Source organism: Sorangium sp. So ce281, assembly GCF_051527395.1.
Taxonomy (GTDB): Bacteria; Myxococcota_A; Polyangia; order Polyangiales; family Polyangiaceae; genus Sorangium; species Sorangium cellulosum_B.
Genome location: NZ_CP150322.1, coordinates 5,660,642 through 5,681,114 on the forward strand (window position 1 = coordinate 5,660,642; position 20,473 = coordinate 5,681,114).

The window sequence follows — 20,473 nt, forward strand, 5'->3', positions numbered from 1 at the left end:
TACGGTGTTGGCGTGATGGCGTCGATCCCGCCGAGCATCCCGCAGAGCGCCACCCGGGTGCTGGTCGTCGATGACGAGCCGGGCCTCCGCCAGGTGCTCCACATTGCCTTCCACCGTCAGGGCTACGAGGTCGTCGTCGCGCCCGGAGCGCGCGCCGCCATCGAGGCCATCCGGCAGAACCCGCAGCCGTTCCCGCTCGTCCTCACCGACCTCGTGATGCCCGACGGCTCGGGGATCGAGGTGCTCGCGGCCGCGAAGGCGCGGAGCAGCGCGACCGAGGTGATCGTGATGACCGCGCACTCCACGGTGGAGAGCGCGCTCGACGCGATGCGCCACGGCGCGTACGACTTCGTGACCAAGCCGTTCTCGCCGGCGGAGCTCACCGCGCTCGCCGCGAAGGCGCTCGAGAAGAGCTCGATCGTCGCCGAGAACCAGCGCCTGCGCGCGCAGCTCGAGCGGCTCGATCTCCCGTCGCGCGAGCCGCTCGGCACGAGCGCCGCGATGCAGCGGATCTCCGAGCTGATCGCCAAGATCGCGCCGACGCGCACCACCGTGCTGCTCACGGGCGAGAGCGGGACCGGCAAGGAGCGGGTCGCCCGCGCCATCCACGACCAGAGCGATCGCGCGGCCAGGCCGTTCCTTGTCGTCAACTGCGGGGCGCTCCCGGAGGCGCTCATGGAGAGCGAGCTGTTCGGCCACGAGAAGGGCTCGTTCACGGGCGCCGGCGCGCGCTCGATGGGCCTGTTCCGGGAGGCGGACGGCGGGACGCTGCTCCTCGACGAGATCGGGGAGCTGCCGGCCGCGCTTCAGGTGAAGCTCCTCCGCGTGCTCCAGGAGCGGAAGGTCCGCCCGATCGGCGCCGCCGCGGAGATCTCGGTGGACGTCCGGGTCCTGGCCGCGACCAACCGCGACGTGGAGGCCGAGGTCCGCCAGGGCCGGTTCCGGCAGGATCTCTACTATCGGCTGAACGTCATCCGCGTCGAGTTGCCGCCGCTGCGCGAGCGCCCCGGGGACATCTCGCGGCTCGCCGAGCGCTTCCTCCGCCGCTTCGCCGCCGAGCTCGGCAAGGACGTCCGCGGCCTCACGACGGACGCGGTGCGCGCGCTCGACGCCTACGGCTTCCCCGGCAACGTGCGGGAGCTCGAGAACATGATGGAGCGCGCGGTGGCGCTCGCCGGGGGGCCCACGATCGGCCTCGGCGACCTCCCGAGCGCCGTCGCCGGCCTCAGCGCGAGCCCGGCGCCGCTGCTCGCGCAGCTCCCCCCCGAGGGGTGCGCGCTCGACGAGGTGATCGGCGAGGTCGAACGCCGGCTCATCCTCCAGGCGCTCGAGCGCACCGGCGGCGTCCGCAAGGCGGCCGCGAAGCTGCTCGGCGTCTCGTTCCGGTCGCTGCGCTACCGCCTCGCCAAGCACGCCCTTGCCGCCGATGGGGAAGGAGACGACGACCCGGAGGGAGGATCCCGACGAGAATCGTCACCGCCGGCCGCCCTGGAGTGACGGTTTTCGTCACCGCCGCAAAAGAACACAATCCCACACCTCTGGCCCCCTGCCCTCGTCACCTCAAGGAAAACCGAGGCAACTCATGAGCTTCTCGCGCAACTCGAAGACGACGCCGCGCCGCGCGCTCCTTGGCACGTCACCTGCTGGAGCGTCAGGGCGCATGCGGAGCAGGCGGCGACAGCGAAGCGCAGCGAGGCGAGCGTTCACGCTCGTCGAGCTCCTCGTCGTCGTCGCGATGGTGGGTGTCCTCGCGGCGCTCGCCATGGTCGGATACCGCAGATACATGAACGCGGCGGGCATCGCCGAGCCGAAGGCGGTCATTCAGGGCATCCGCGGTGCGCAGGAGTCCTACAAGGCCGAGATGCTCGTGTACCTCGACGTCTCGACCACGCTCGAATCATGGTATCCTGCGGGGACTCTCAACGATCGGAAGCGCGGGTGGGGCGGCGCGGGTGACGGCCAGGCCAACTGGCGTCTGCTCAACGTCTCGACGGACGGCGCGGTCCGCTTCGGGTACGCGACGAAGGCCGGCGTCGGCAACGCCTTCACGGTGACGCCGAACGCGGGCTTCACCTGGGCGGGAATCCCCGGGAACCCGCTGGGGAATCCGAACTATCTGCCCAACGGGCCCTGGTATGTCGTCCAGGCGGCCGGCGATAGGGACGAGGATGGAACGCTGGCATTGCTCTTGACGGCATCCACGATGGCCGAGATCTACTGGGAGAACGACGCGGAGTAGAGGAGTGTTCGCCCCGGCGCGGCGCGGAGAGCGCCTGTCCGTGGGAGAGGTTTTCGCGCTGCGGGCCAGCCGAGCCCGCACCAGGCGACATCATGGTCAGTCTCGGCAAAGCATCCAATTAAAGAAAGCATCACGGAGGATCGACACTCATGCGTGCAATCAAGCGATATGACAGGAGAGGCTTCACGCTCGTCGAGCTCATGATCGTCGTTGCCATCATCGGCGTCCTCGCCGCGCTGGCAATCTACGGCGTGCGCCGGTACCTCGCGAGCGCGAAGACGTCGGAGGCCAAGAACACCGTGGGCGCGATCTCCCGCGCCGCCGCCGCCGCGTACGAGCGGGAGACCGCCGCCTCGCAGATCCTGGCCGGCGGTGGTACCTCGGACGCCGCGAGCCACGACCTCTGCGATGACGCGGTCCAGATTCCGGATACCGTCCCTCAAGGCAGGAAGTACCAGCCGGATCCGGCGGGTGACTTCGCCACCGGCGCCGACAGCGGCACGCCGACCGCAGGCTGGCAGTGCCTCAAGTTCTCGATGTCGCAGCCGATCTACTACCAGTACGACTACCACCGCGGCGAGAACGATCCCGACGTCCCGGGCTCACCCGCAGTCGGTCCCAACGGCTTCGATGCGAGCGCCGTGGGCGATATCGACGGCGACACCGTGCTCAGCGGCTTCGCGCGCGGCGGCACCATCACCAGCGGAGAGCTGGCGCTGGCCACCCAGGTCTACATCTCGAACGAGTTCGAGTGAGGTTCTCTGGCTGCTCGGCTCGCATGAGCCGAGCAGCCCTGCTTCATGGGCGTCGTCTGCGAACGGAAAGGGCGTGTTATGTCGAGCACGACATCGGTCCGTGGACGAGGCTTCACCCTCATCGAGGTCATGATCGTGATCGCGATCGCCGGCGTGCTCGCCGTACTGGCGATCGTCGGCGTCCGCAACTACCTCGTCACGGCGAAGACGGCTGAAGCAAAGCAGACCGTCGGCGCCATCACCCGCACCGCTATCACCCAGTACGAGCGCGAGCGCGACATCTCGGAGATCCTGTCCGGCGCGGGCGTCCTCGCGGCGAACACCCACCTCCTCTGCGCCTCGGCGACGCCGGTCCCGCTCCTCTTCGCCTCCGTCGAGGGGAAGAAGTACCAGCCGAACGATGCGCCAGGCCTCGACTTCAACTCGGGCTCGACGCTCGAGGGCTGGCAGTGCCTCGGCTTCTCGATCAGCCAGCCCATCTACTTCCAGTACTCGTACCAGGTCGGCGGGAGCTACGTCAGCCAGGGCCTGCCTGGCGCGCCCCTCCCCGCAGGGCAGGGGTTCGAGGTGGGCGCGGTCGGCGACCTGAGGGGCGACGGTCAGAGGTACACGATCACCCGCATCGGCGAGGTGCGCGACGGCGAGATCGTGACCAGCACCGCGATCTACACGAACATCGACGCCGACTGATGCGAACCGTGCCTCCCTCGCGCTTGTTCGATCGTGGAGGGGTGAGGTAGAGAGGAGCCCATGACCTGGCGCTCCTGGAGCGCGCTGGAGCTCAGCGCGGCCTTCGCGGTCGGCGGCAGCGTCCTCGCCGTCGCCGTCCCCGCGTTCTTCCGAAATCTCAGCGCGTCCAAGCTGAGCGAGCCCATCGAGGGGCTCGACCGGCTGGTGACGAGCGCGGTCGTATACGCCGAGTCGCGGCCGCAGGAGATCAGTTTCCCCCCGTCCGCCCCGCTGACGCCGGCCCAGGTGCCGCGCGGCGTGCGCGCGGTCGATCCGCCGGAGTCGTGGGAGCACCTCACCTGGCGGTCGCTCGATTTCCGCTTCGAGGGGCCCCACGCGTTCTCCTTCCAGTTCACGAGCGAGGCCGACGCGTCGAAGGCCATGCGCTTCATCGCGACCGCCCACGGCGACCTCGACGGCGACGGCGTGCTGTCCACGTTCGAGGTGCGCGGCGAGCGGATCCCCGGGGAGCCGGCCCGCGTGCTGCCGGGCATGTTCGTGGACCGCGAGGTGGAATGATGGGGGACCCTCCCGCGCCCGGGGCGGGGCCTCCTCCGGCAGCCCGCTCGCTCGTCGCCCGCCTCACTGGCGCGCGCGAGGCGCTCGTCGCCGTCGCGCTCTCCGCCGCCGCCGCCATCGCCATCGGGAGCGTGCGCGCGCCGGCCGCGGACCTGGAGCGGCGGGTCGCCGAGACCTCCGACGTGTACGTGCTGCCGCCCCCGGACGAGGTGCTCACGCTGTCGCTCGGCTACCGCTCCGCGCTGGCCGATCTGCTCTGGTCGCACGTGCTCGTCTCGCAGGGCCTGCACACCATGGAGCGGCGCCGGTTCGAGAACCTCACCCTGCTGCTCGACGCCATCAACGCGCTCGATCCGACCTTCCGCGACCCCTACCTGTTCGCGGACGCGCTCATCACGTTCCAGATGAGCACGACGCCGCGCCACGAGGTCGTCAAGGCGCGCGAGATCATGGAGCGCGGCGTCCAGAACCGCCCCCTCGACGGCGAGATCTGGCTCGCGCTCGGCCAGTTCGTCGCCTTCATCGCGCCGGCCACGTACCTGACCGATCCCGAGGAGAAGGCGCAGTGGCGCCTCGATGGGGCCCGGATGCTCGCGCGCGCCGCGGAGCTCGGCGGCGGCGACGCGAACATCAGCTGGCAGGCGCTCGGCGGCGCGGGCATCCTGGGGCGCGCCGGCGAGCGAGAGGCGCAGATCCGGTTCCTCCAGCGCACGCTCGCCGTCACCGACGACGAGGAGCTCAAGCAGAAGATCCGCGCGCAGCTCGACAAGCTCCTCGACGCGCGCGACGCAGAGAAATACCGCCGGCGCCTCGACGGGTTCCGCGATCTCTGGCGGCACGATCTGCCCTTCGTCAGCAACACCGCGATCCTCGTGCTGGGCCCCCCGCGCGACCCGGCGTACTGCGCCGGCGGCGCGCACGCGGACGAGCCGCGCTGCGCGACCACCTGGCGGGCCTGGGCGGAGCGGGTCGAGGGCGAGCGGTGAGCTGCCTCGGGCGCTGAAGCGGCGCGCGCCGGACGCCGGCACGACGCCCGGGCGTCCCCGGAGCGGGCCGAGTGAACCGCAAGAGCCCGCAGCCCCTGGACTCGCTGGCAGCGAGTCCGGGGGTCTCTGGCGGCTCTCCAGGCGCCCCTGGCGGCTCTCCAGGCGCCCCTGGCGGCTCTCCAGGCGCCCCTGGCGGCTCTCCAGGCGCCCCTGGCGGCTCTCCAGGCGCCCCTGGCGGCTCTCCAGACGTCCCTGGCGGCTCTCCAGGCGCCCCTGGCGGCTGGATGTTCACTCGAACTTGATGGCCGCGGTCTTGGTCTCGCCTGCCTTCACTGTGACGGTGACCGACTTCTTCCCGAGCTCCGGATGGATGAACATCACCGTGTGCGACCCCGCGGAGACACTGACGCCCACCTTGGGCGTGCTCCCCAGCGGCCGCCCGTCGAGCACCACCTTCGAGACCGGGATCGAGTTGATGTTCAGCGTCGCACCGCCAGCAGCAGCCGCAGGCTCCGGCGCTTCCGCCTTCGGCGCGGCGGCCACGGGCTCCGACCTCGGTGCGGCCGGAGCAGGCGCGGGCGCTGGCGCGGCGGCGGCCGGCTCGGACTTGCGCGCCTCGTCGAGCGCGATCCGGATCGTCTTCTCGGCCTGCCCGTCCTCGAACGAGATCGCCTGAGAGAAGTCCTGGTACCCCCTCTTCGTCGCCACGATCTTCCAGCGCTCGGACGCGGTGACATCCACCTTGACCGGCGGCTTCTTCCAGGCCGAATCGGGCAGCTTCTTCTCCGTGCCCTTGGCGCTCACCAGCTTGACCGAGGCGCCCGACGTGGCGAGCTCCAGCGTCACCTGCCCCTTCAGCACCTTGAGCGCGACCGCGCCGAGGTCCTTCATCTGGCCCTGGCCGACCTCCACCGTCTGCTCCAGGGGCTCGAAGCGCTCGCCGCCGTCGAAGCGGATCTTGTGCTCTCCCGGCGGCACGCTGATCTCGACGGGGAGCGCGCCCTTCTCCTCGCCGTCGATGAAGACCTTCACGCCGGGCGCGCCCGACGCCTTCACGCCGGTCGTGGTCGACGCGCCGGTGGAAGACCGCTCGGCGCCGGCCGCGTCGAGCGTGATCACGACGACCTTCTCCTTGCCGCCCTCGACGATCTCGACGGCGTCGCGCGGCGGGAAGTCGGGGGCGAGGATCTTGACCACCTTCGAGCCGGGATCGAGATCGCGCACGACGCAAGGCACGGTGTCGCAGCGCTTCTGGCCGTCGAGGAAGACCTCGGCCCGGTCGACGGCGCCGCCGCTCGGGGTCTTCAGGTCGATCGTGAGCGCGCCCTTCTTCGGCACCAGCATGACCACCGCCAGGATGAGCACGGCGACCAGCGCGAGCCCGCCGAGGAGCACGCCCGCCTTGCCGGCGCCCTGCTGCACCACGTGGCGCGGGCGGATCTCCGTCGGCTCGTCCTTGCGCAACGGCGCGCGGAGCCCGAGATCCGGCGGCATCGCCGGCGCGGGCGGGGCGCTCGGGATCGGCGGCGGCGCCGGGACGGGGGTGCGCCCCCGCGAGGCCGACGCCGCGCCGCCAGAGCTCGCGACCAGCGCCGCGGCCGCCTTCGGGATCGCCGGCGAGCCCGCCGCCGGCAGCGCGCTCGAGCGCCCTGGATTGTAGTCGTTCCCCTGCTTGTCGTAGACGTGGGTCGACTCCTCGTCGTCGTCCCAGTTCATGTCGACCGCGGTGCCCTTGGCCGAGCGAGCCTTCGCGTCGTCACCCGCCTTCTGCGGCGGCTTCACCGACGGCAGGCGCACCGGCGGGGGAACCACAGGAGGCAGCGAGCCCGAGGCCCCGCCGACCGGCACCGGCGGCAGCGGGCTCTTCGACGGCAGGGCCGGGGCGCTGATCGCGGGCAGCGACGGCTGGCGCGACCGAGGCGGCACCACGGGCGGCAGAGAGCCCGCCTTGACCGAAGGAGGCATCGGCGGCGGAAGCGACCCCGGGCTCGTCCCCTTCGCCGACAGGGGCGGCGGAAGCGACGCCGGACCGGTCCCCTTCTGCGTCACGGCCGGCGGCGGGAGCGACGGCGGCGGGAGCGACGGCGGCGGGAGCGACGCCGGACCGGTCCCCCTCGGCGGCACGGGCGGCGGAAGCGACCCCGGGCTCGTCGCCTTCGACGGCACGGGCGGCGGGAGCGACGACGGGCCGGCCCCCTTCTGCGCCACGGGCGGCGGAAGCGGAGACGGCACGCCGCTGGGGAGCGTCGCCGCATGGTTCGGCGGCGGCGGCACCGCCGCGCCGACGAGGGTGCGCGACCGCGCAGGCGGCGAGGGAGGTACGAGGGCGGTGCTCGTGGCGGGCGACTTCTTCTTCGCGAGCCCCTCGAATACGTCCAGATCGCTGCCGCCCTTGTTGTCCGCCATGTTCGAGAACTCCTCAGGATATGCGGCGCCGTTCGCCGCGGCGTCCCGGAAACGGAAACGATCGCGCAGGGTCCGCGCGACGAGCGTGAGCTCGATGCACGAGCGCTCGTCGCGGGGAAGCTCGGAGCGCGCTAGAATCCCCTGATCCGCTGCAGCGTACCGCTGGTCCGGTGACTTCGCGAGCGCCATCGGGGGGATCTCGGCGGCAGCGAGGCGCCGCGCGCGCCGCGATCTCGCGCGGATCCAGCGCTCTACCGCCGGCGCCGGCGATGCGGCGCGCGACGTCCGCGGCGCTCCGCAATGCGACGCTGCGCGCGCTCCACCACCCGCACATCGCGCGCGCGACCCCGCCCGGCGAGCCCACGCTGATCCGCGCCGAGATGTCGCAAGCTCCGAAGGATCGCAATCGATGCACCGGCCGACGTGTATTAGTCCGTCGGGCCGCCAGCGCACAAGCGCCTACTGCACGTCAGGGAAGGGCCAAGGCGCCGCCACGCTCAGTGATCGCCGTCTGCCGTTTCCTCTTTCTTCGGCTTTTTGAAGTACCGAACGCGCTTCTGCTGCAGCGGGTACCAGACGCTGTGCGGAACGATCGGTGTGGATTCGAACATCCGGCCAGCGCCAGGCGCCTCGGCGCGCGTGAGCCGGACGGCGCGCGGGCCTGACGGCGGATGGACGGCGGCGCCGGAGAGATCGGTATCGCCGCCGAGGGCCACCGAGAGCGGCCGAGGCAGGTAGATCCGCGAGGAGCAGCCGAGCCCCGCCAGGAAATCCTGGAGCAGCTTGGCGTCGCGCGGGTGCGGGTCGACGAGCGCCGGGGGCGGCGCCGATGCGTCCGGCGCCAGCGCGGCGTCCGGTGCGCTGGACGGCCCGGCCGCGGCCCGCTCGACGTAGATCAGCATCCCATCCTCGTCGTTGACGCCCAGCGCGGCCACGGCCCTCGCGCTGCCGAGCGCCCCCGTCGCGATCCGGACCGCGTCGCGCACCGGGGAGGCCGGCGAGGCGGAGAAGGACCCGGCCGAGTGCCAGATGCTCGACCCCTCGCCCTGCCCCGCGGCGGGCGCCGCGGCGCCGTCGCTGAAGACCGCCACGGTCGCTCCCGTCCCGGCCGGCGGGGACGCCCCGGGCTCGCCCAGCGGCGCGGCCGTGACGGTCCGCGGGTCCACCTTGAGCACCCGCAGCCGGACATCGGGCCGCGCGGGATCGGGGCGGATCTCGGTGATCGCGAGCGCATAGGGGAAGCCGTGCTGCGGGAGCCCCTGGGTGCGCCAGGCGCCCTCCCCCGCCACGGCCGGCGCGGCGCGTGGGGCGAGGGGCGGCCCCGGCAACAGGTGCCGCAGCGTCATGTAGAAGAAGTCGCGCGCCTCCCGCCGGATATAACGGGGGAAGTTCATCAGGCCCATGCCGCGGATGAGCCGGCGGCCGCGGAACCGGTAGCCCGAGAGCCCCGAGACATCGCCCTCGGTCTCCCATTCCCCCTGGAGCGGGCGCCCCAGCGGCGGCAGCTCGCCGCTCGGCGCCACACGATAGAACTCGAGCCCGCTGTGGCCCGCGTTCATGTCGAGCGCGATCCCGTAGGAGCAGCGGGCCTGGATCATCGCCTGGGCCAGGGCCTCCGGGCTCACGTCGGCGCCATAGAAATAGGCGACGAAGCGCTCCCGGGTCAGGCAGATGCCGGTCCTGACCGTGTGCGTCTTGTCGGCCCACCCGGGCGGCGTGCCTCCCCACCACGTCCGGCCGAAGGGATTCCATTTCTCATCCTCGACCATGACCGTCATGTTCTGGCGGAACGAGAGCATCCATTCGGGGACGGCCTCGTCCTCCGACCAGCTCCCGAAGACGGTGCTGCCGTCGCGCCGGACGGCCACCGTCGCGGCGTAGGGCTTCGGCGGCAGGTACATCACCCCGTCGGCCATCATGCCGAACTCGCCGTGCATCGCCTGGAAGCCGGCGTTCGACGCGGCGACCACGCGCTTCATGACCTCGGGCGTGCGCGGGATGAGCCCCGGCCCGGCCTCGCCCGTCGCGCCCTTGGGCTCCACCGTGCCCGCCATCATGTGGAGCTCCACCTGACGCGGGTCCCAGAGCGCGATGTAGACGCGCGTCGCCTTGCGCGAGCGGTCCGTCCGGAGGAACGTGGTCATGAACGCCGGCGGGAGCCCGTCGAGCTGACGCACGAAGGCGTCGCCGCCCTGGGAGTTCCACTGCCCCTCGCCCGGCAGCGGCGGCGTCACCCAGGGCTCGAGCGGCGCCGGCGGCCACCCGATCTCGGGATCGATCGGGATCTGGCGGACGGGCGGATCCAGCGCGCTCTGGCCGAGGTCCGAGGCGATGTCCTCCGCGCCGGTGTCGCCCGTCACCGCCTCCTTGTTGCGGAGGACGAAGTCCAGCGCCGTGAACGCCACGGCCTTGACCGTCTGCATCGCGGCGTCGCCGATCACGAGGCGCACCCGGTCGACCGCCCAGGTGACGAGGTTCCCCGGCCGCGCGACCTCGGACGCCTCGGCGCGGATCCACGCGGGCAGCGCCGCGTCGTCCACGCCGCGCACCGGCAGGCGCGCCTCGCGGCCGCCCGCGCGGACGACGACCGCGCTGTCGTCCTCCAGGGCGACCGTGACGTCGCCCGCGTCCAGGGCGTGGCCGCTCCGCGGCTCCTCGGCGCCCGGCTCCTCGGGGAGCGGCTCCTCGGCGCCGCTCTCGCTCCGGGCGAGGTCGATCGCGAAGGTCCGCCGGCCGATCCCGCGCAGCCGGCCTGTCGCCTGCCAGCTCGTGACGGCGTGCTGGAGCCGCTCGACGAGGGACCATTCCGCGCCGCCCGAGAGCGATTGCCCGTCCAGATCGAGCACGTGCACCGTGGGCGACGCGGCCTCGATCAGCGGGCGCGAAACGTAGGCGAGGGCCTCGTCGCGGAGCACGGGCTTCGACTCGTCCGCGCCGCTCGTCTCGGTGAGGTTGTGGATCGCGGAGACGTCGAGCAGGACGCCCTCCGGCGAGAGCCTCGCGTCGACGAGGTACAGATCGGTGGGCTCCCCGCGCTCGCCGCCGGCGCGCACGCCGCGCGCGCCGCGCACGACCGCGCGCGCGCCGGCGCCGAACGGGCGGAGGCCGCCGCGCGGCGGATCCACCCACACCACCTCGCCGGCCGCCGCGGCGATGCCCCGCTCCGCGAGCTCCACGGCGAGCGCGGTCGAGCGGTCACGAGCGCCTCCGCCGACGTCGGGCGACATCGCCACGGCCGCGGACGCGCAGAGGACGAGGATGCCGATGCGCTCGCGGCGCAGGAAGGGCGTTTTCGGGGACTGCATTCGCGAACAACGCGCGGAGGGGCGGGGCTCCTGCCCGGGCGGTCGAGGACGACCGAACGTGCGCGCGGCAGCCGTTATCACCGTTTTTGTACCGCGGCCAGGTTCGGGGGCGCGCGGCGCTGGCGTCCGCGGAACCGGCGGTGCTACATCGGGCGCGCCCATGTCGAACGCTGACTCGCCCCCTCTCCGCCGCGACGAGGCGCTGACGATAGCGCGCCTCGCTCACCTCGACCTCTCCGCCGAGGAAGTCGAGCGCCTCGCCGGTGATCTCGGCAACATCCTCAGCTACGTCCGGCAGCTCGAGGAGCTCGACGTCTCGGCGGTGCCGCCGACGGCGCACGTGCAGATCGAGCGGCTGCCGCTCCGCGCCGACGAGGAGGCGCCGAGCCTGCCGCGCGAGGTGGCCCTGCGGGAGGCGCCGCGGGTCGAGGACGACGGGTTCGCCGTTCCGGCGTTCGTGGACGAGGGGTGACGCCGATGGACACAGCGATCCTCGATCGATCCATCCCGGAGCTCGCGGCGCTCGTGCAGCGCGGCGAGGTGAGCGCCGAGGAGGTGGCCAGGGCCGCGCTCTCGCGCATCGAGCAGCGCGACGGCGCGCTGGGCGCCTTCCTCACCGTGCAGGGGGAGCAGGCCGTCGCGGCGGCGCGCGCGCTCGACGCGCGGCGCGCGCGGGGCGAGGCGCTCGGCCCGCTCGCCGGCGTGCCGATCGGCCTCAAGGACGCGCTCTGCACCGAGGGTACCCCGACGACCGCCGGCTCGAAGATCCTCACGCGGGCGGCGGCGGGCGGCGGCGGCGCGCCCACGGCGCCCGACCCGGCGCGCGGGTTCCGCCCGCAGTTCGACGCGACGGTCGTCGCCCGCCTGCGCGAGGCCGGCGCGATCCTGCCGGGCAAGTGCAACATGGACGAGTTCGCGATGGGCTCGTCGAACGAGAACAGCGCCTTCGGCCCGGTGAAGAACCCGTGGGACCCGTCGCGCATCCCCGGCGGCTCGTCCGGCGGCAGCGCGGTCGCCGTGGCGGCGGGGATGACGCCCGGCTCGCTCGGGTCGGACACGGGGGGCTCCATCCGCCAGCCGGCGAGCCTCACCGGCGTCGTCGGCATCAAGCCGACGTACGGCCGCGTCTCCCGCTACGGCCTCATCGCGTTCGCCTCGAGCCTCGACCAGATCGGGCCGTTCGCGCAGGACGTGAAGGGCGCGGCGCGCCTGCTGGAGGCGATCTCGGGCCGCGATCCGCGCGACGCGACGAGCCTCGACGCCCCCGTGGGCGCCTACGAGGCCGCGTGCGGCCGTGACGTCGCGGGGCTGCGCATCGGGGTGCCCGAGGAGTACTTCGCGAAGGGCATCGACGCGCGGGTCGAGGCGAAGGTGCGGGAGGCCATCGAGGGCCTTCGCGGGCTCGGCTGCGAGATCAAGCCCGTGCACCTGCCGCACACGCGGTACGCCGTGGCGGCCTACTACATCGTCGCGACGGCCGAGGCGTCGTCCAACCTGGCGCGCTTCGACGGGGTGCGCTTCGGGCTGCGCGTGGAGGGCGACCGCGGCGGGAAGGCGGACCTCCAGGGCCTCTACGGCCGGACGCGCGGCGAGGGGTTCGGCCGGGAGGTGAAGCGCCGGATCCTGCTCGGCACGTACGTGCTGTCCGCGGGCTACTACGACGCGTATTACCTGCGCGCGCAGAAGGTCAGGACGCTGATCCGGCGCGATTTCGACGAGGCCTTCCGCGAGGTGGACCTCATCGCGGCGCCGGTCTCGCCGACGGTCGCGTTCCGGCTGGGGGAGCGGGTGGACGATCCGCTGTCGATGTACCTGGCCGACGTCTACACGCTGCCCGCCAGCATGGCCGGGTTGCCTGCGATCAGCGTCCCGTGCGCGACCGCACAGGCGCAGGACGGCGGGCCTCCGCTGCCGGTCGGCCTGCAGCTCATCGGCCCTGCGCTGGAGGAGGCGCGGCTGTGCCAGGCGGCCTACGCGTGGGAGCAGATCTCCCCGGTGCGCGGGCTGCGCGCGTGCGTGTCGATCGCGTGACGAGCGGAGCGCGCCGATGAGCTCCGCGATCACCGTGGCGGCGGCCGGCCCCGAGCACCTCGCGGGGCTCGAGGCGCTCTTCGAGGCCGCCGGCACGCCCTGCTACTGCCGGTACTACCACTTCGGCGGCACCAACAACGAGTGGCTCGCGCGGTGCTCGGACGGCCAGGGCGAGAACCGCCGGGAGTTCGCCGAGGCGCTCGCCTCGGGCAGCGACGAGGCGCGCGGCGTCGTGGCGCTCGCGCCGGAGGCGCCGCACGTCGTCGGGTGGCTCAAGGTCGCGCCCGCGGCGGCCGTGGCGAAGGCGTACGAGCGCCGCCTGTACCGCGGGCTGCCGTGCTTCGCGGGCGATCGCGCCGGCGTCTTCCTGATCGGCTGCGCCGTCGTGCACCCGGGCCACCGGCGGCGAGGCGTCGCGACCGCGCTCGTCGCGGGCGCGGTGGAGCTCGCGCCCTCCTGGGGCGCGCGCGCCCTCGAGGCCCTGCCCCGCCGCCCGAAGGAGCCGGTGAGCGACGAGGAGCTGTGGACCGGCCCGGTCTCCGCGTTCACGAGGAACGGATTCGCCGAGGTGCACACGTTCGAGCCGTATCCGGTCCTGCGCCGGGTGTTGTGACAGCGCCGAGGCGAGCCCCGACCTGGGTCGCGCTTCGCTTGCGCGCGCCGGCCGACCAGGTAGTGTCGCGCCCGGCGCATGCCTCCCACCTCCGAGCACCCTGAAGCCGCGGCCCACGACGCCGCCGAGCGGAGCTCCGCCGTCGGCGCCGATCACGCGGCGCCTGCCTCCGCCGCGTGCGCGGCCACGGCCGGCGCGAGCGAGCCCCCCGCGTCCGCAGCGGCGGAGGCCTCGCCGACCAGCCGGCGCGCGTCGTCCAGCCCGGGGGGCCGGGTCATCGCGCTCACCGGCGCCGCGTCCTTCCTCGGGCGCAACCTGATCGGGATCCTCGAGGAGGACCCGCGCATCGCGCGCGTGGTGGCCATCGACATCAAGCGGCCGGACACGGGCGGCTCCAAGCTGCGCATGCACACGGTCGACCTGACGGAGCCCGCGTCCGAGGAGCGCGTCGCCGAGGTGCTCGCGGCCGAGCAGGTGGACACGCTCGTCCACCTCTGCTTCCTGTCGTCGCCCACCCCGGCGACCGCCTGGGCCCACGAGCTCGAGTCGGTCGGCACGATGCACCTGCTCCACGGGGCGCGCCAGGCGAGCCTGCGCAAGCTGATCCTCTGGAGCCAGACGATCCTCTACGGCGCGCACCCCACCAACCCCAATTTCCTCACGGAGAAGCACCCGCTCCGGGCGGACCCGGACGAGCGCTTCTTCGCGGACAAGATGGCCGCCGAGCGGGAGCTCAACGCCTTCGGCGCGAAGACCAAGGGCACGACCGTCACCATCCTGCGGACCGCGCCGATCCTCGGCCCGACCGTCCAGAACTACGTCACCCGGTTCCTGGCGCGCCGCCTGGTCATGACGATGCTCGGCTTCGATCCGCTGTGGCAGTTCATCCACGAGGTCGACGCCATCGCCGCCTTCAAGCTGGCCATCGACAGCGATTTCCCCGGGACCTTCAACATCGTGGGCGACGGCGTGCTGCCGCTCTCCACGATCGTGCGCCTCGCGGGGCGGACGGCCGTCCCGGTGCTGCACAGCGCCGCCGGGCCGCTCGTCTCGGCGCTCTGGGCCGCGCACGCGGCGATCGCCCCGCCCAGCTTCCTGCGGTACCTGCGCTATCTCTGCGTGGCGGACGGCGAGAAGGCGGCGCAGGTGATGGGGTTCCGGCCGGTCTACACGACGCGCGAGGCGTTGCTCGATTACACGAGCGCGCAGCGGCTGCGGGACGTGCGCCTGCTGCAAGAGACGCCCGCGTGACGCGGTTCGGGGGGTGAGCGATGGGCACGGAGCACGATCGAGAGCTCGAGGAAGCAGGGGCGGGGAACGGATCGCCGCCGTCGACGCGCGGGCGCCCCGATCGGACGGGGCCCAGGCAGGTCGTGCCGAGCGCCGACGTCGAGGACGAGGAGATCCGGTACCTGGCGCCGATCGGCCCGACGGAGCCCTCGGACGAGCGGAAGACGCAGTCGTCCGAGGTGCACGCCCCGGTCGTGCCGGTGACGGCCGAGGAGCTCCAGCGCCAGATCATGGAGCTCGAGGCGCGGCTCAAGCGGATGCTCGCCGGGGGCCCATCGCCCGACGCGAGCGGCGCGGTGGGAGGCATGCCCGAGACCGAGCGGAGCCCGCGCCTGGGCGGAGCGCCCGCCGCGTCGGCCGGCTTCGCCAGCGGGCCGCCGCTGCCCGAGCCCGGGACGGCGCGCGACGTCCTGTCGACCGACTTCTACCTGCGGCAGTGGGGCCGCGCCGGCCTGCGCCGCCGCTCGGAGGAGGTCGACGAGTTCGGCTTCGATCCCAGTTACGAGGCCCGGTACAGGTCGCTCTTCGACTTCCTGCACAGGGTTTACTTCAGGATCGAGATCGAGGGCATCGAGCGTATCCCGGCCGAGGGGCGGTGCCTCGTGGTGTCCAACCATTCGGGCGGGCCCATCCCCTACGACGGGCTCATGCTGCGGGCCGCGGTGCGGCGGGAGCACCCGGCGCGGCGGGAGCTCCGCTGGCTGGCCGACGATTTCGTGTACTACCTGCCGTTCGCCGGCACGCTCATGAACCGGCTCGGGGCCGTGCGGGCCTGCCAGGAGAACGCGGAGCGGCTGCTCGCGGGCGAGCGGCTCATCGCGGTCTTCCCGGAGGGCGTCAAGGGCAGCGGGAAGCTCTACAAGGACCGGTACCAGCTCCAGCGGTTCGGTCGCGGCGGCTTCATCCGGCTCTGCCTGCGCACGCGCACGCCGCTCGTCCCGTGCGCCATCGTCGGGGCCGAGGAGACGAACCCGCTGCTCTATCGGGTCGAGCACCTCACGCGCGCGCTCGGGATCCCGTACCTGCCCATCACGCCGACCTTCCCCGCGCTCGGGCCGCTGGGCCTCGTTCCGGCGCCCACCAAGTGGAAGATCCGCCTGGCCGAGCCGGTGCGGTTCGACGCGTACGGCCCGGAGGCGGCGGACGATCAGATCCTGGTGCGGCGCCTCGCGGAGCGCGTGCGCGCGACGATCCAGGGGCTCATCGACGAGACCCTGGCCACCCGGAAGTCGATCTGGTTCGGATGAAGCGATCTGCCGAGGCGAATCCTCACTCCATGCCTGAAACCACAAACGAAGGGGATCCACCCGCGGGGCCCGAGCGAGCGACGAGCAGGGGCGCGCGGCCGGAGGGCGTGCTGGTGATCGACAAGCCGCGCGGGCCGACGAGCCATGACGTCGTGGCCCGCCTGCGCCGCGCCCTGGGCGTGAAGCGCATCGGGCACGCGGGGACGCTCGACCCGATGGCGTCGGGCGTCCTCGTGGTGCTCGTCGGCGAGGCCACCAAGCTCGCCCCGTACCTGACCGCGCAGGACAAGCGCTACACGGCGCGCGTCGTCCTCGGCGTGGGGACGGACACCCTCGACGCGGACGGGGAGATCACGGCGACGCAGCCCCTGCCGCCGTGGCTCGACGCGGAGCTCGGCGCCCTCGCCGGGGCCGGCGGGCCTCCCGGCGGTGAGGCGCTCGCGCGCGCGGCGCCGCGCATCGCCGCCGCGATCGACGCCGAGCGGGCGCGGCGGGAGCAGGCGCCGCCGGCCTACTCGGCCATCAAGGTCGCCGGGCAGCGCAGCTACGCCCTGGCGCGCGCCGGCCAGGCGGTGGAGCTGTCGGCGCGGGCCGTCGAGGTCCGGTCGCTCGAGGTGACCGGCGCCTCGCGCGGCGTGCTTGATCCTGCACCTGCCGCGGGCGCTGCGCCGGCGACTGGCGCTGCGCCTGCCGCGGGCGCTGCGCCGGCCACCCTCGATCTCGAGCTCGGGGTGAGCAAGGGTTATTACGTGCGCTCGCTGGCGCGCGACCTGGGCGCGCACCTCGACGTCCCCGCGCACCTGTCCGCGCTCCGGCGCACGGCGAGCGGCAGCTTCACCGTGGAGCAGGCCGTGTCCCTCGACGCCGGCGCCGAGGCGCTGCGCGCTTCGCTGCGCCCGCTCGCCGACGCAGCCGCCGCGAGCCTCCCGGTCGCCCGCTTGACCGAGCAGGGCGCCCGGCGCGCGCGCATGGGACAAGCGCTCACCGAATCCGACTTCTCCATGGCTCCTGCGCACCCCGGCGCCGCTGTATGGCTCGATCCAGACGGGGTTGTCGTGGCGCTCGGCGCCTCGGAGGTCGCCGATGAGGACGCCGGTGAGGGCCATCCAGCGCCATCGCTCACCCGATTTTCCGTCCTGCGCGGTTTTTCTGGAGCGCCCGACATGCGTGGGAATGCTGCTAGATAAGAGAAACCTACAGCACACGGCAATTCCCTGGACTTCGGCAGATCTACGGCGCATGTCACTGGCGGCGCTCGGCAGGATCGGTCGAGCTGGGGAGTCCGCCTTCGGGCGAGAGCGGCAAGAACGCGTGGTTCCATCGTCTCCTGAGATTTCGCGTCCCAGTCCGGTTGCGCTCCCCTCGCCTGTTCCGTTACGATTCGTCCGTTAGGAGCCTCTGTTTGAGTCCCGATTTCGTTCCATTGCCAGCGCTCGGCGCTGCAGTTCTCTCCGCTGTACTTGGCTCGCTGTTCGTCGGCGCCGACACCGCACTGACGACGTTGAGCGCGACGAGGCTCGGCGCGCTGATAGAGCAGGCGACGGGCCCCACGAAGGCCGCCTACGAGCGGATTCGTCAGGAAGACGCCAAGCTCCGTTCCCGCTACCTGCTCGGCTGGGTCGTCTCGACCAGCCTGACGGCCGCCTGCTTCGACCTCTTCTTCCGGCGGACTGTCCCTGACGCTGCGCTCTATCTCGGGCTGGCGACGACCATCGTCCTCAGCGGAGCCCTTTACGAGGTCAGCTCCACGCTGGGCCGCAAGCACGCCGATCGGGCCGCATCGATGGCGGTCCGCTTCTTGCGCCCTCTCGAAATCGCGATGCTGCCGCTCGCCGTACCGCTCGGCTGGATCGGCTCCAAGCTGGGGCCGCGGGATGGTGAGCAGCCGTCGGACCCGAGGGTTGCCGAGGCGGAGGTCGAGATCCTCGTCGATGAGGTCGAGCGTTCTGGTCTCTTCGGGCGAGAGCCGGCGGAGATGATCCGGAATGTGCTCGAGTTCGCCGATCTCACGGCGCGGGACGTGATGGTGCCGCGATCCAAGGTCGAGGCCATCGAGATCTCCACTCCGCTCGAGAAGGTGCTGGAGATCGTCACCGAGAGCGGGCACTCGCGGTATCCGGTCTACAAGGATCAGACCGACAACATCGCTGGTCTCCTCTACGCGAAGGACCTGTTCAAGGTCCTCGAGGAGCGCCGGCTCAAGAACACGACGCTCCGGGAGATCACGCGGAGCCCGGCCAATTTCGTCGCCGAGTCGCAGCCCCTCTCCTCGCTGCTCCGGGAGATGAAGAGCCGGAGACAGCACCTCGCCATCGTGGTCGACGAGTTTGGCGGGATGTCGGGGATTGTCACCCTCGAGGACGTGCTCGAGGAGATCGTCGGAGACATCCGGGACGAGCACGACGAGACGGACGACGGCGTTGCCATCCAGGATCTGGGCGACGGGCGCCTGGTCGCCGACGCGGCCGTATCGATGAGCGATCTCTCGGCCTATCTTGGCGCCGAGCTCGACCGTGAGGGCAAGTACGAATCTCTCGGCGGGATGCTCACGCAGCACGTGGGCAAGGTGCCCGAGGTCGGCACGGCCGTGAGCAAGTTCGGCCTGCGCTTCATCGTGCGCGACAGCGACGAGCGTCACATCGGCAAGGTCGAGATCGTCCGCCCCCGCGCCATGGGCGCCGGCGGCGCCGCCTGACCCCCCCATCCCGACCCCGGCGCGCAGGAGGAGGCCCATCGCCGCCCCCTCCCCCCTGGATCGCGAACCCCGCCCCGCCCCACCCCGCCGCGCGGTGCTTCAGATCTGCCGCGGCCGAGCGGCGCGCGCCCGCACAGGAGACGGGCCCAGATCGGCGTTTTCGGCGCGCAAGCGCACTCCCGTGCGCTGAGCACCGAAAACGTCGAGCTGGGCCCGTATCCGAAGCGGGCGCGTGCCGCTCAGCGGGCGAGGGAGATTTTGTGGAGCTCGTTCGCGAGATCGTCGCCCTCCTTGATGAGGCCGGGCGTCTCTTCGACAGGGTTGTCCTTGTTCCCGTCGAGCGTCTTGCGGATGTCCGCCATCGCGCTGGCGAGCCTGAAGACCATCTGCTCGCTCGTGAGGCCTGCAACGGACTGAGGATCGACCGGGAGGGCCTGCAGATCGCCGCCGGCGATGTCGCCCTTCGTCCAGCGGGTGGCCTCCTTCTCGGCGGACTTCAAGCCCTGCTGCGTGCGCTCGAGGCGGCTCACCGTGTACTTCGCCGGCCAGTCCTTGCCGAACGGGAACGGCGCCTTGTTGGGAACGAGCTCGGCCAGCGTCTTGTCGCCGTCCCGGCGGAAGACCACCGAGAAGTTCACGACAGGCTCCTCCTGCTCCTTCCACGATTTCTCGACGGGCGCCTGCGCGGCCGTGAGGACGTTCTTGAGGCTGTCCTTGGTCTTGTTCAGATCCTGGACCGCCGTGGTGTAGGCGAGGACCTGGCGCATCACCCGCCCCGGGAGGCTGCCGATCTGCTTGCCCTCCAGGTTGGTGGCATCGAACGGAACGTTGATGCCGCCCAGCTCGGCCACGAGCTGCGCGGGGAACTTCTTCCCCTCGAGCGCCGCCCGGCCCGCATCGAGCTTGTCCTTCAGCTCCACCATCTTCTCGTTCGCGGCCTTCACGTCCTTCTCGAGCGCCGCGGCGCCGTCGACCGCGAGCTTGCCGCGATCGCCGCGCTCCTTCGCGCCGCCGATGGCGAAGCCCACGCCGATGCCGACGATCGCCGCGAGGCCGGCGTAGAGCGCCGTCTTCTTCGAGGCCTTCCGCCGCTCCTGCTCGACCTCCTCGCCGACCTCGACCTTGATGGTCTGCGCGGCGGCCGTCGGCTTGGGCGGAGGCGTCTGGATCACAGGACGCGGCGCCGGCGCGAACGGAGGCAGCGGGATGCCTGGCGAGATCCCGGGCGGGGGCGCGATGCCCCCCACGGAGGGCATCGGCGGCCTCACGCTCGGATGCGGCGAGGGCATGCCGACCGGGCCCGCGTTCATGTCGGGAGGCGGCCCCGATCCGGGCTGCGGGCCAGGCATGGGAAGGGGGACGGCCGCTCCCGGCGCCCCGCCTATCGCCGTTTTGCCAAGCCGAGCCTTCAGATCGATTTTGCTCTTCTTCTTTTCTTCAGCCATCGGCTCCTCGAGGACGGGATCGCTGCACCACTTCGCGCTGAAAACTCCAGCTCGCCCGAGGGAATCGACCCACCACGGCCCGAACCGGAGCTGCCCCTGCGCGAGCGGCAACAGAAGACGACACGGGCCGGCCTCCAACAGACCGACATGGGAGCGGGGAGGGAAAGATCTGCAACACGACGGGAGCGCCGGGCGAGCGGACAACCCGCCGGG

16 protein-coding genes are annotated in these 20,473 nt (G+C 72.3%); 13 read left to right on the forward strand and 3 right to left on the reverse strand.

Features of this window, described 5'->3' with window-relative positions; genetic code table 11:
* The first annotated feature begins 15 nt into the window (after positions 1-15).
* The 6 genes from WMF27_RS21455 to WMF27_RS21480 all read left to right on the forward strand — a co-directional run bounded on the left by WMF27_RS21455 (position 16) and on the right by WMF27_RS21480 (position 5,228).
* The gene (locus WMF27_RS21455; protein ID WP_437769823.1) at positions 16-1,497 is read left to right on the forward strand and encodes a sigma-54-dependent transcriptional regulator; all 1,482 of its coding nucleotides are present in this window, start codon (positions 16-18) and stop codon (positions 1,495-1,497) included.
* 85 nt (positions 1,498-1,582) lie between these two features.
* Complete coding sequence (locus WMF27_RS21460; RefSeq protein ID WP_437767027.1) at positions 1,583-2,239, forward strand: type IV pilin protein; 657 nt, start codon at positions 1,583-1,585, stop codon at positions 2,237-2,239.
* A 149-nt stretch (positions 2,240-2,388) separates the two neighbouring features.
* Positions 2,389-2,994: a type IV pilin protein gene (locus WMF27_RS21465; protein WP_437767026.1), complete on the forward strand. Its 606-nt coding sequence runs from the start codon at positions 2,389-2,391 to the stop codon at positions 2,992-2,994.
* Between the two features lie 78 nt (positions 2,995-3,072).
* Positions 3,073-3,684 (forward strand): type IV pilin protein, encoded by a 612-nt coding sequence (locus WMF27_RS21470; protein WP_437767025.1) that lies wholly within the window; start codon positions 3,073-3,075, stop codon positions 3,682-3,684.
* Between the two features lie 60 nt (positions 3,685-3,744).
* Complete coding sequence (locus WMF27_RS21475) at positions 3,745-4,242, forward strand: hypothetical protein (protein ID WP_437767024.1); 498 nt, start codon at positions 3,745-3,747, stop codon at positions 4,240-4,242.
* A complete protein-coding gene (locus WMF27_RS21480; RefSeq protein ID WP_437767023.1) occupies positions 4,239-5,228 on the forward strand; it encodes a hypothetical protein in 990 nt (329 codons plus the stop codon). Before WMF27_RS21475 ends, WMF27_RS21480 begins: the two co-directional genes overlap by 4 nt.
* 288 nt (positions 5,229-5,516) lie before the next feature.
* Here the strand turns inward: WMF27_RS21480 and WMF27_RS21485 are convergent, their stop codons facing one another.
* Together WMF27_RS21485 and WMF27_RS21490 are read right to left on the reverse strand one after the other, a co-directional pair.
* A complete protein-coding gene (locus WMF27_RS21485) occupies positions 5,517-7,823 on the reverse strand; it encodes a PEGA domain-containing protein (RefSeq protein ID WP_437767022.1) in 2,307 nt (768 codons plus the stop codon).
* 308 nt (positions 7,824-8,131) lie between these two features.
* Positions 8,132-10,939: a hypothetical protein gene (locus tag WMF27_RS21490; protein WP_437767021.1), complete on the reverse strand. Its 2,808-nt coding sequence runs from the start codon at positions 10,937-10,939 to the stop codon at positions 8,132-8,134.
* Between the two features lie 160 nt (positions 10,940-11,099).
* Here WMF27_RS21490 and gatC point away from each other — a divergent pair, with 160 nt between their 5' ends.
* The 7 genes from gatC to WMF27_RS21525 all read left to right on the forward strand — a co-directional run bounded on the left by gatC (position 11,100) and on the right by WMF27_RS21525 (position 18,815).
* Entirely contained in the window at positions 11,100-11,411 is a 312-nt protein-coding gene (gatC, locus tag WMF27_RS21495; RefSeq protein WP_437767020.1) for an Asp-tRNA(Asn)/Glu-tRNA(Gln) amidotransferase subunit GatC, read from the forward strand.
* A 5-nt stretch (positions 11,412-11,416) separates the two neighbouring features.
* Positions 11,417-12,970: an Asp-tRNA(Asn)/Glu-tRNA(Gln) amidotransferase subunit GatA gene (gene gatA / locus WMF27_RS21500; protein WP_437767019.1), complete on the forward strand. Its 1,554-nt coding sequence runs from the start codon at positions 11,417-11,419 to the stop codon at positions 12,968-12,970.
* Between the two features lie 16 nt (positions 12,971-12,986).
* On the forward strand, positions 12,987-13,583 hold the full coding sequence (locus WMF27_RS21505) for a GNAT family N-acetyltransferase (RefSeq protein WP_437767018.1): 597 nt from the start codon (positions 12,987-12,989) through the stop codon (positions 13,581-13,583).
* A 78-nt stretch (positions 13,584-13,661) separates the two neighbouring features.
* A complete protein-coding gene (locus tag WMF27_RS21510) occupies positions 13,662-14,834 on the forward strand; it encodes an NAD-dependent epimerase/dehydratase family protein (RefSeq protein ID WP_437767017.1) in 1,173 nt (390 codons plus the stop codon).
* A 20-nt stretch (positions 14,835-14,854) separates the two neighbouring features.
* A complete protein-coding gene (locus WMF27_RS21515; protein WP_437767016.1) occupies positions 14,855-16,120 on the forward strand; it encodes a lysophospholipid acyltransferase family protein in 1,266 nt (421 codons plus the stop codon).
* Positions 16,121-16,149: 29 nt separating this feature from the next.
* A complete protein-coding gene (locus WMF27_RS21520) occupies positions 16,150-17,307 on the forward strand; it encodes a tRNA pseudouridine synthase B (RefSeq protein ID WP_437767015.1) in 1,158 nt (385 codons plus the stop codon).
* Positions 17,308-17,471: 164 nt separating this feature from the next.
* Entirely contained in the window at positions 17,472-18,815 is a 1,344-nt protein-coding gene (locus WMF27_RS21525) for a hemolysin family protein (protein ID WP_437944478.1), read from the forward strand.
* A 239-nt stretch (positions 18,816-19,054) separates the two neighbouring features.
* Here WMF27_RS21525 and WMF27_RS21530 read toward each other — a convergent pair whose 3' ends face one another.
* Positions 19,055-20,371 carry a formin gene (locus WMF27_RS21530; protein ID WP_437944479.1) on the reverse strand — a complete coding sequence of 439 codons (1,317 nt, stop codon included), beginning with the start codon at positions 20,369-20,371 and terminating at the stop codon, positions 19,055-19,057.
* Positions 20,372-20,473: the final 102 nt, after the last annotated feature.

Coding starts and splice junctions, on each gene's coding strand:
- WMF27_RS21455 (WP_437769823.1), top strand. CDS start 16: ATGGCGTCGATCCCGCCGAGCATCCCGCAGAGCGCCACCCGGGTGCTG.
- WMF27_RS21460 (WP_437767027.1), top strand. CDS start 1,583: ATGAGCTTCTCGCGCAACTCGAAGACGACGCCGCGCCGCGCGCTCCTT.
- WMF27_RS21465 (WP_437767026.1), top strand. CDS start 2,389: ATGCGTGCAATCAAGCGATATGACAGGAGAGGCTTCACGCTCGTCGAG.
- WMF27_RS21470 (WP_437767025.1), top strand. CDS start 3,073: ATGTCGAGCACGACATCGGTCCGTGGACGAGGCTTCACCCTCATCGAG.
- WMF27_RS21475 (WP_437767024.1), top strand. CDS start 3,745: ATGACCTGGCGCTCCTGGAGCGCGCTGGAGCTCAGCGCGGCCTTCGCG.
- WMF27_RS21480 (WP_437767023.1), top strand. CDS start 4,239: ATGATGGGGGACCCTCCCGCGCCCGGGGCGGGGCCTCCTCCGGCAGCC.
- WMF27_RS21485 (WP_437767022.1), bottom strand. CDS start 7,823: ATGGCGCTCGCGAAGTCACCGGACCAGCGGTACGCTGCAGCGGATCAG.
- WMF27_RS21490 (WP_437767021.1), bottom strand. CDS start 10,939: ATGCAGTCCCCGAAAACGCCCTTCCTGCGCCGCGAGCGCATCGGCATC.
- gatC (WP_437767020.1), top strand. CDS start 11,100: ATGTCGAACGCTGACTCGCCCCCTCTCCGCCGCGACGAGGCGCTGACG.
- gatA (WP_437767019.1), top strand. CDS start 11,417: ATGGACACAGCGATCCTCGATCGATCCATCCCGGAGCTCGCGGCGCTC.
- WMF27_RS21505 (WP_437767018.1), top strand. CDS start 12,987: ATGAGCTCCGCGATCACCGTGGCGGCGGCCGGCCCCGAGCACCTCGCG.
- WMF27_RS21510 (WP_437767017.1), top strand. CDS start 13,662: ATGCCTCCCACCTCCGAGCACCCTGAAGCCGCGGCCCACGACGCCGCC.
- WMF27_RS21515 (WP_437767016.1), top strand. CDS start 14,855: ATGGGCACGGAGCACGATCGAGAGCTCGAGGAAGCAGGGGCGGGGAAC.
- WMF27_RS21520 (WP_437767015.1), top strand. CDS start 16,150: ATGCCTGAAACCACAAACGAAGGGGATCCACCCGCGGGGCCCGAGCGA.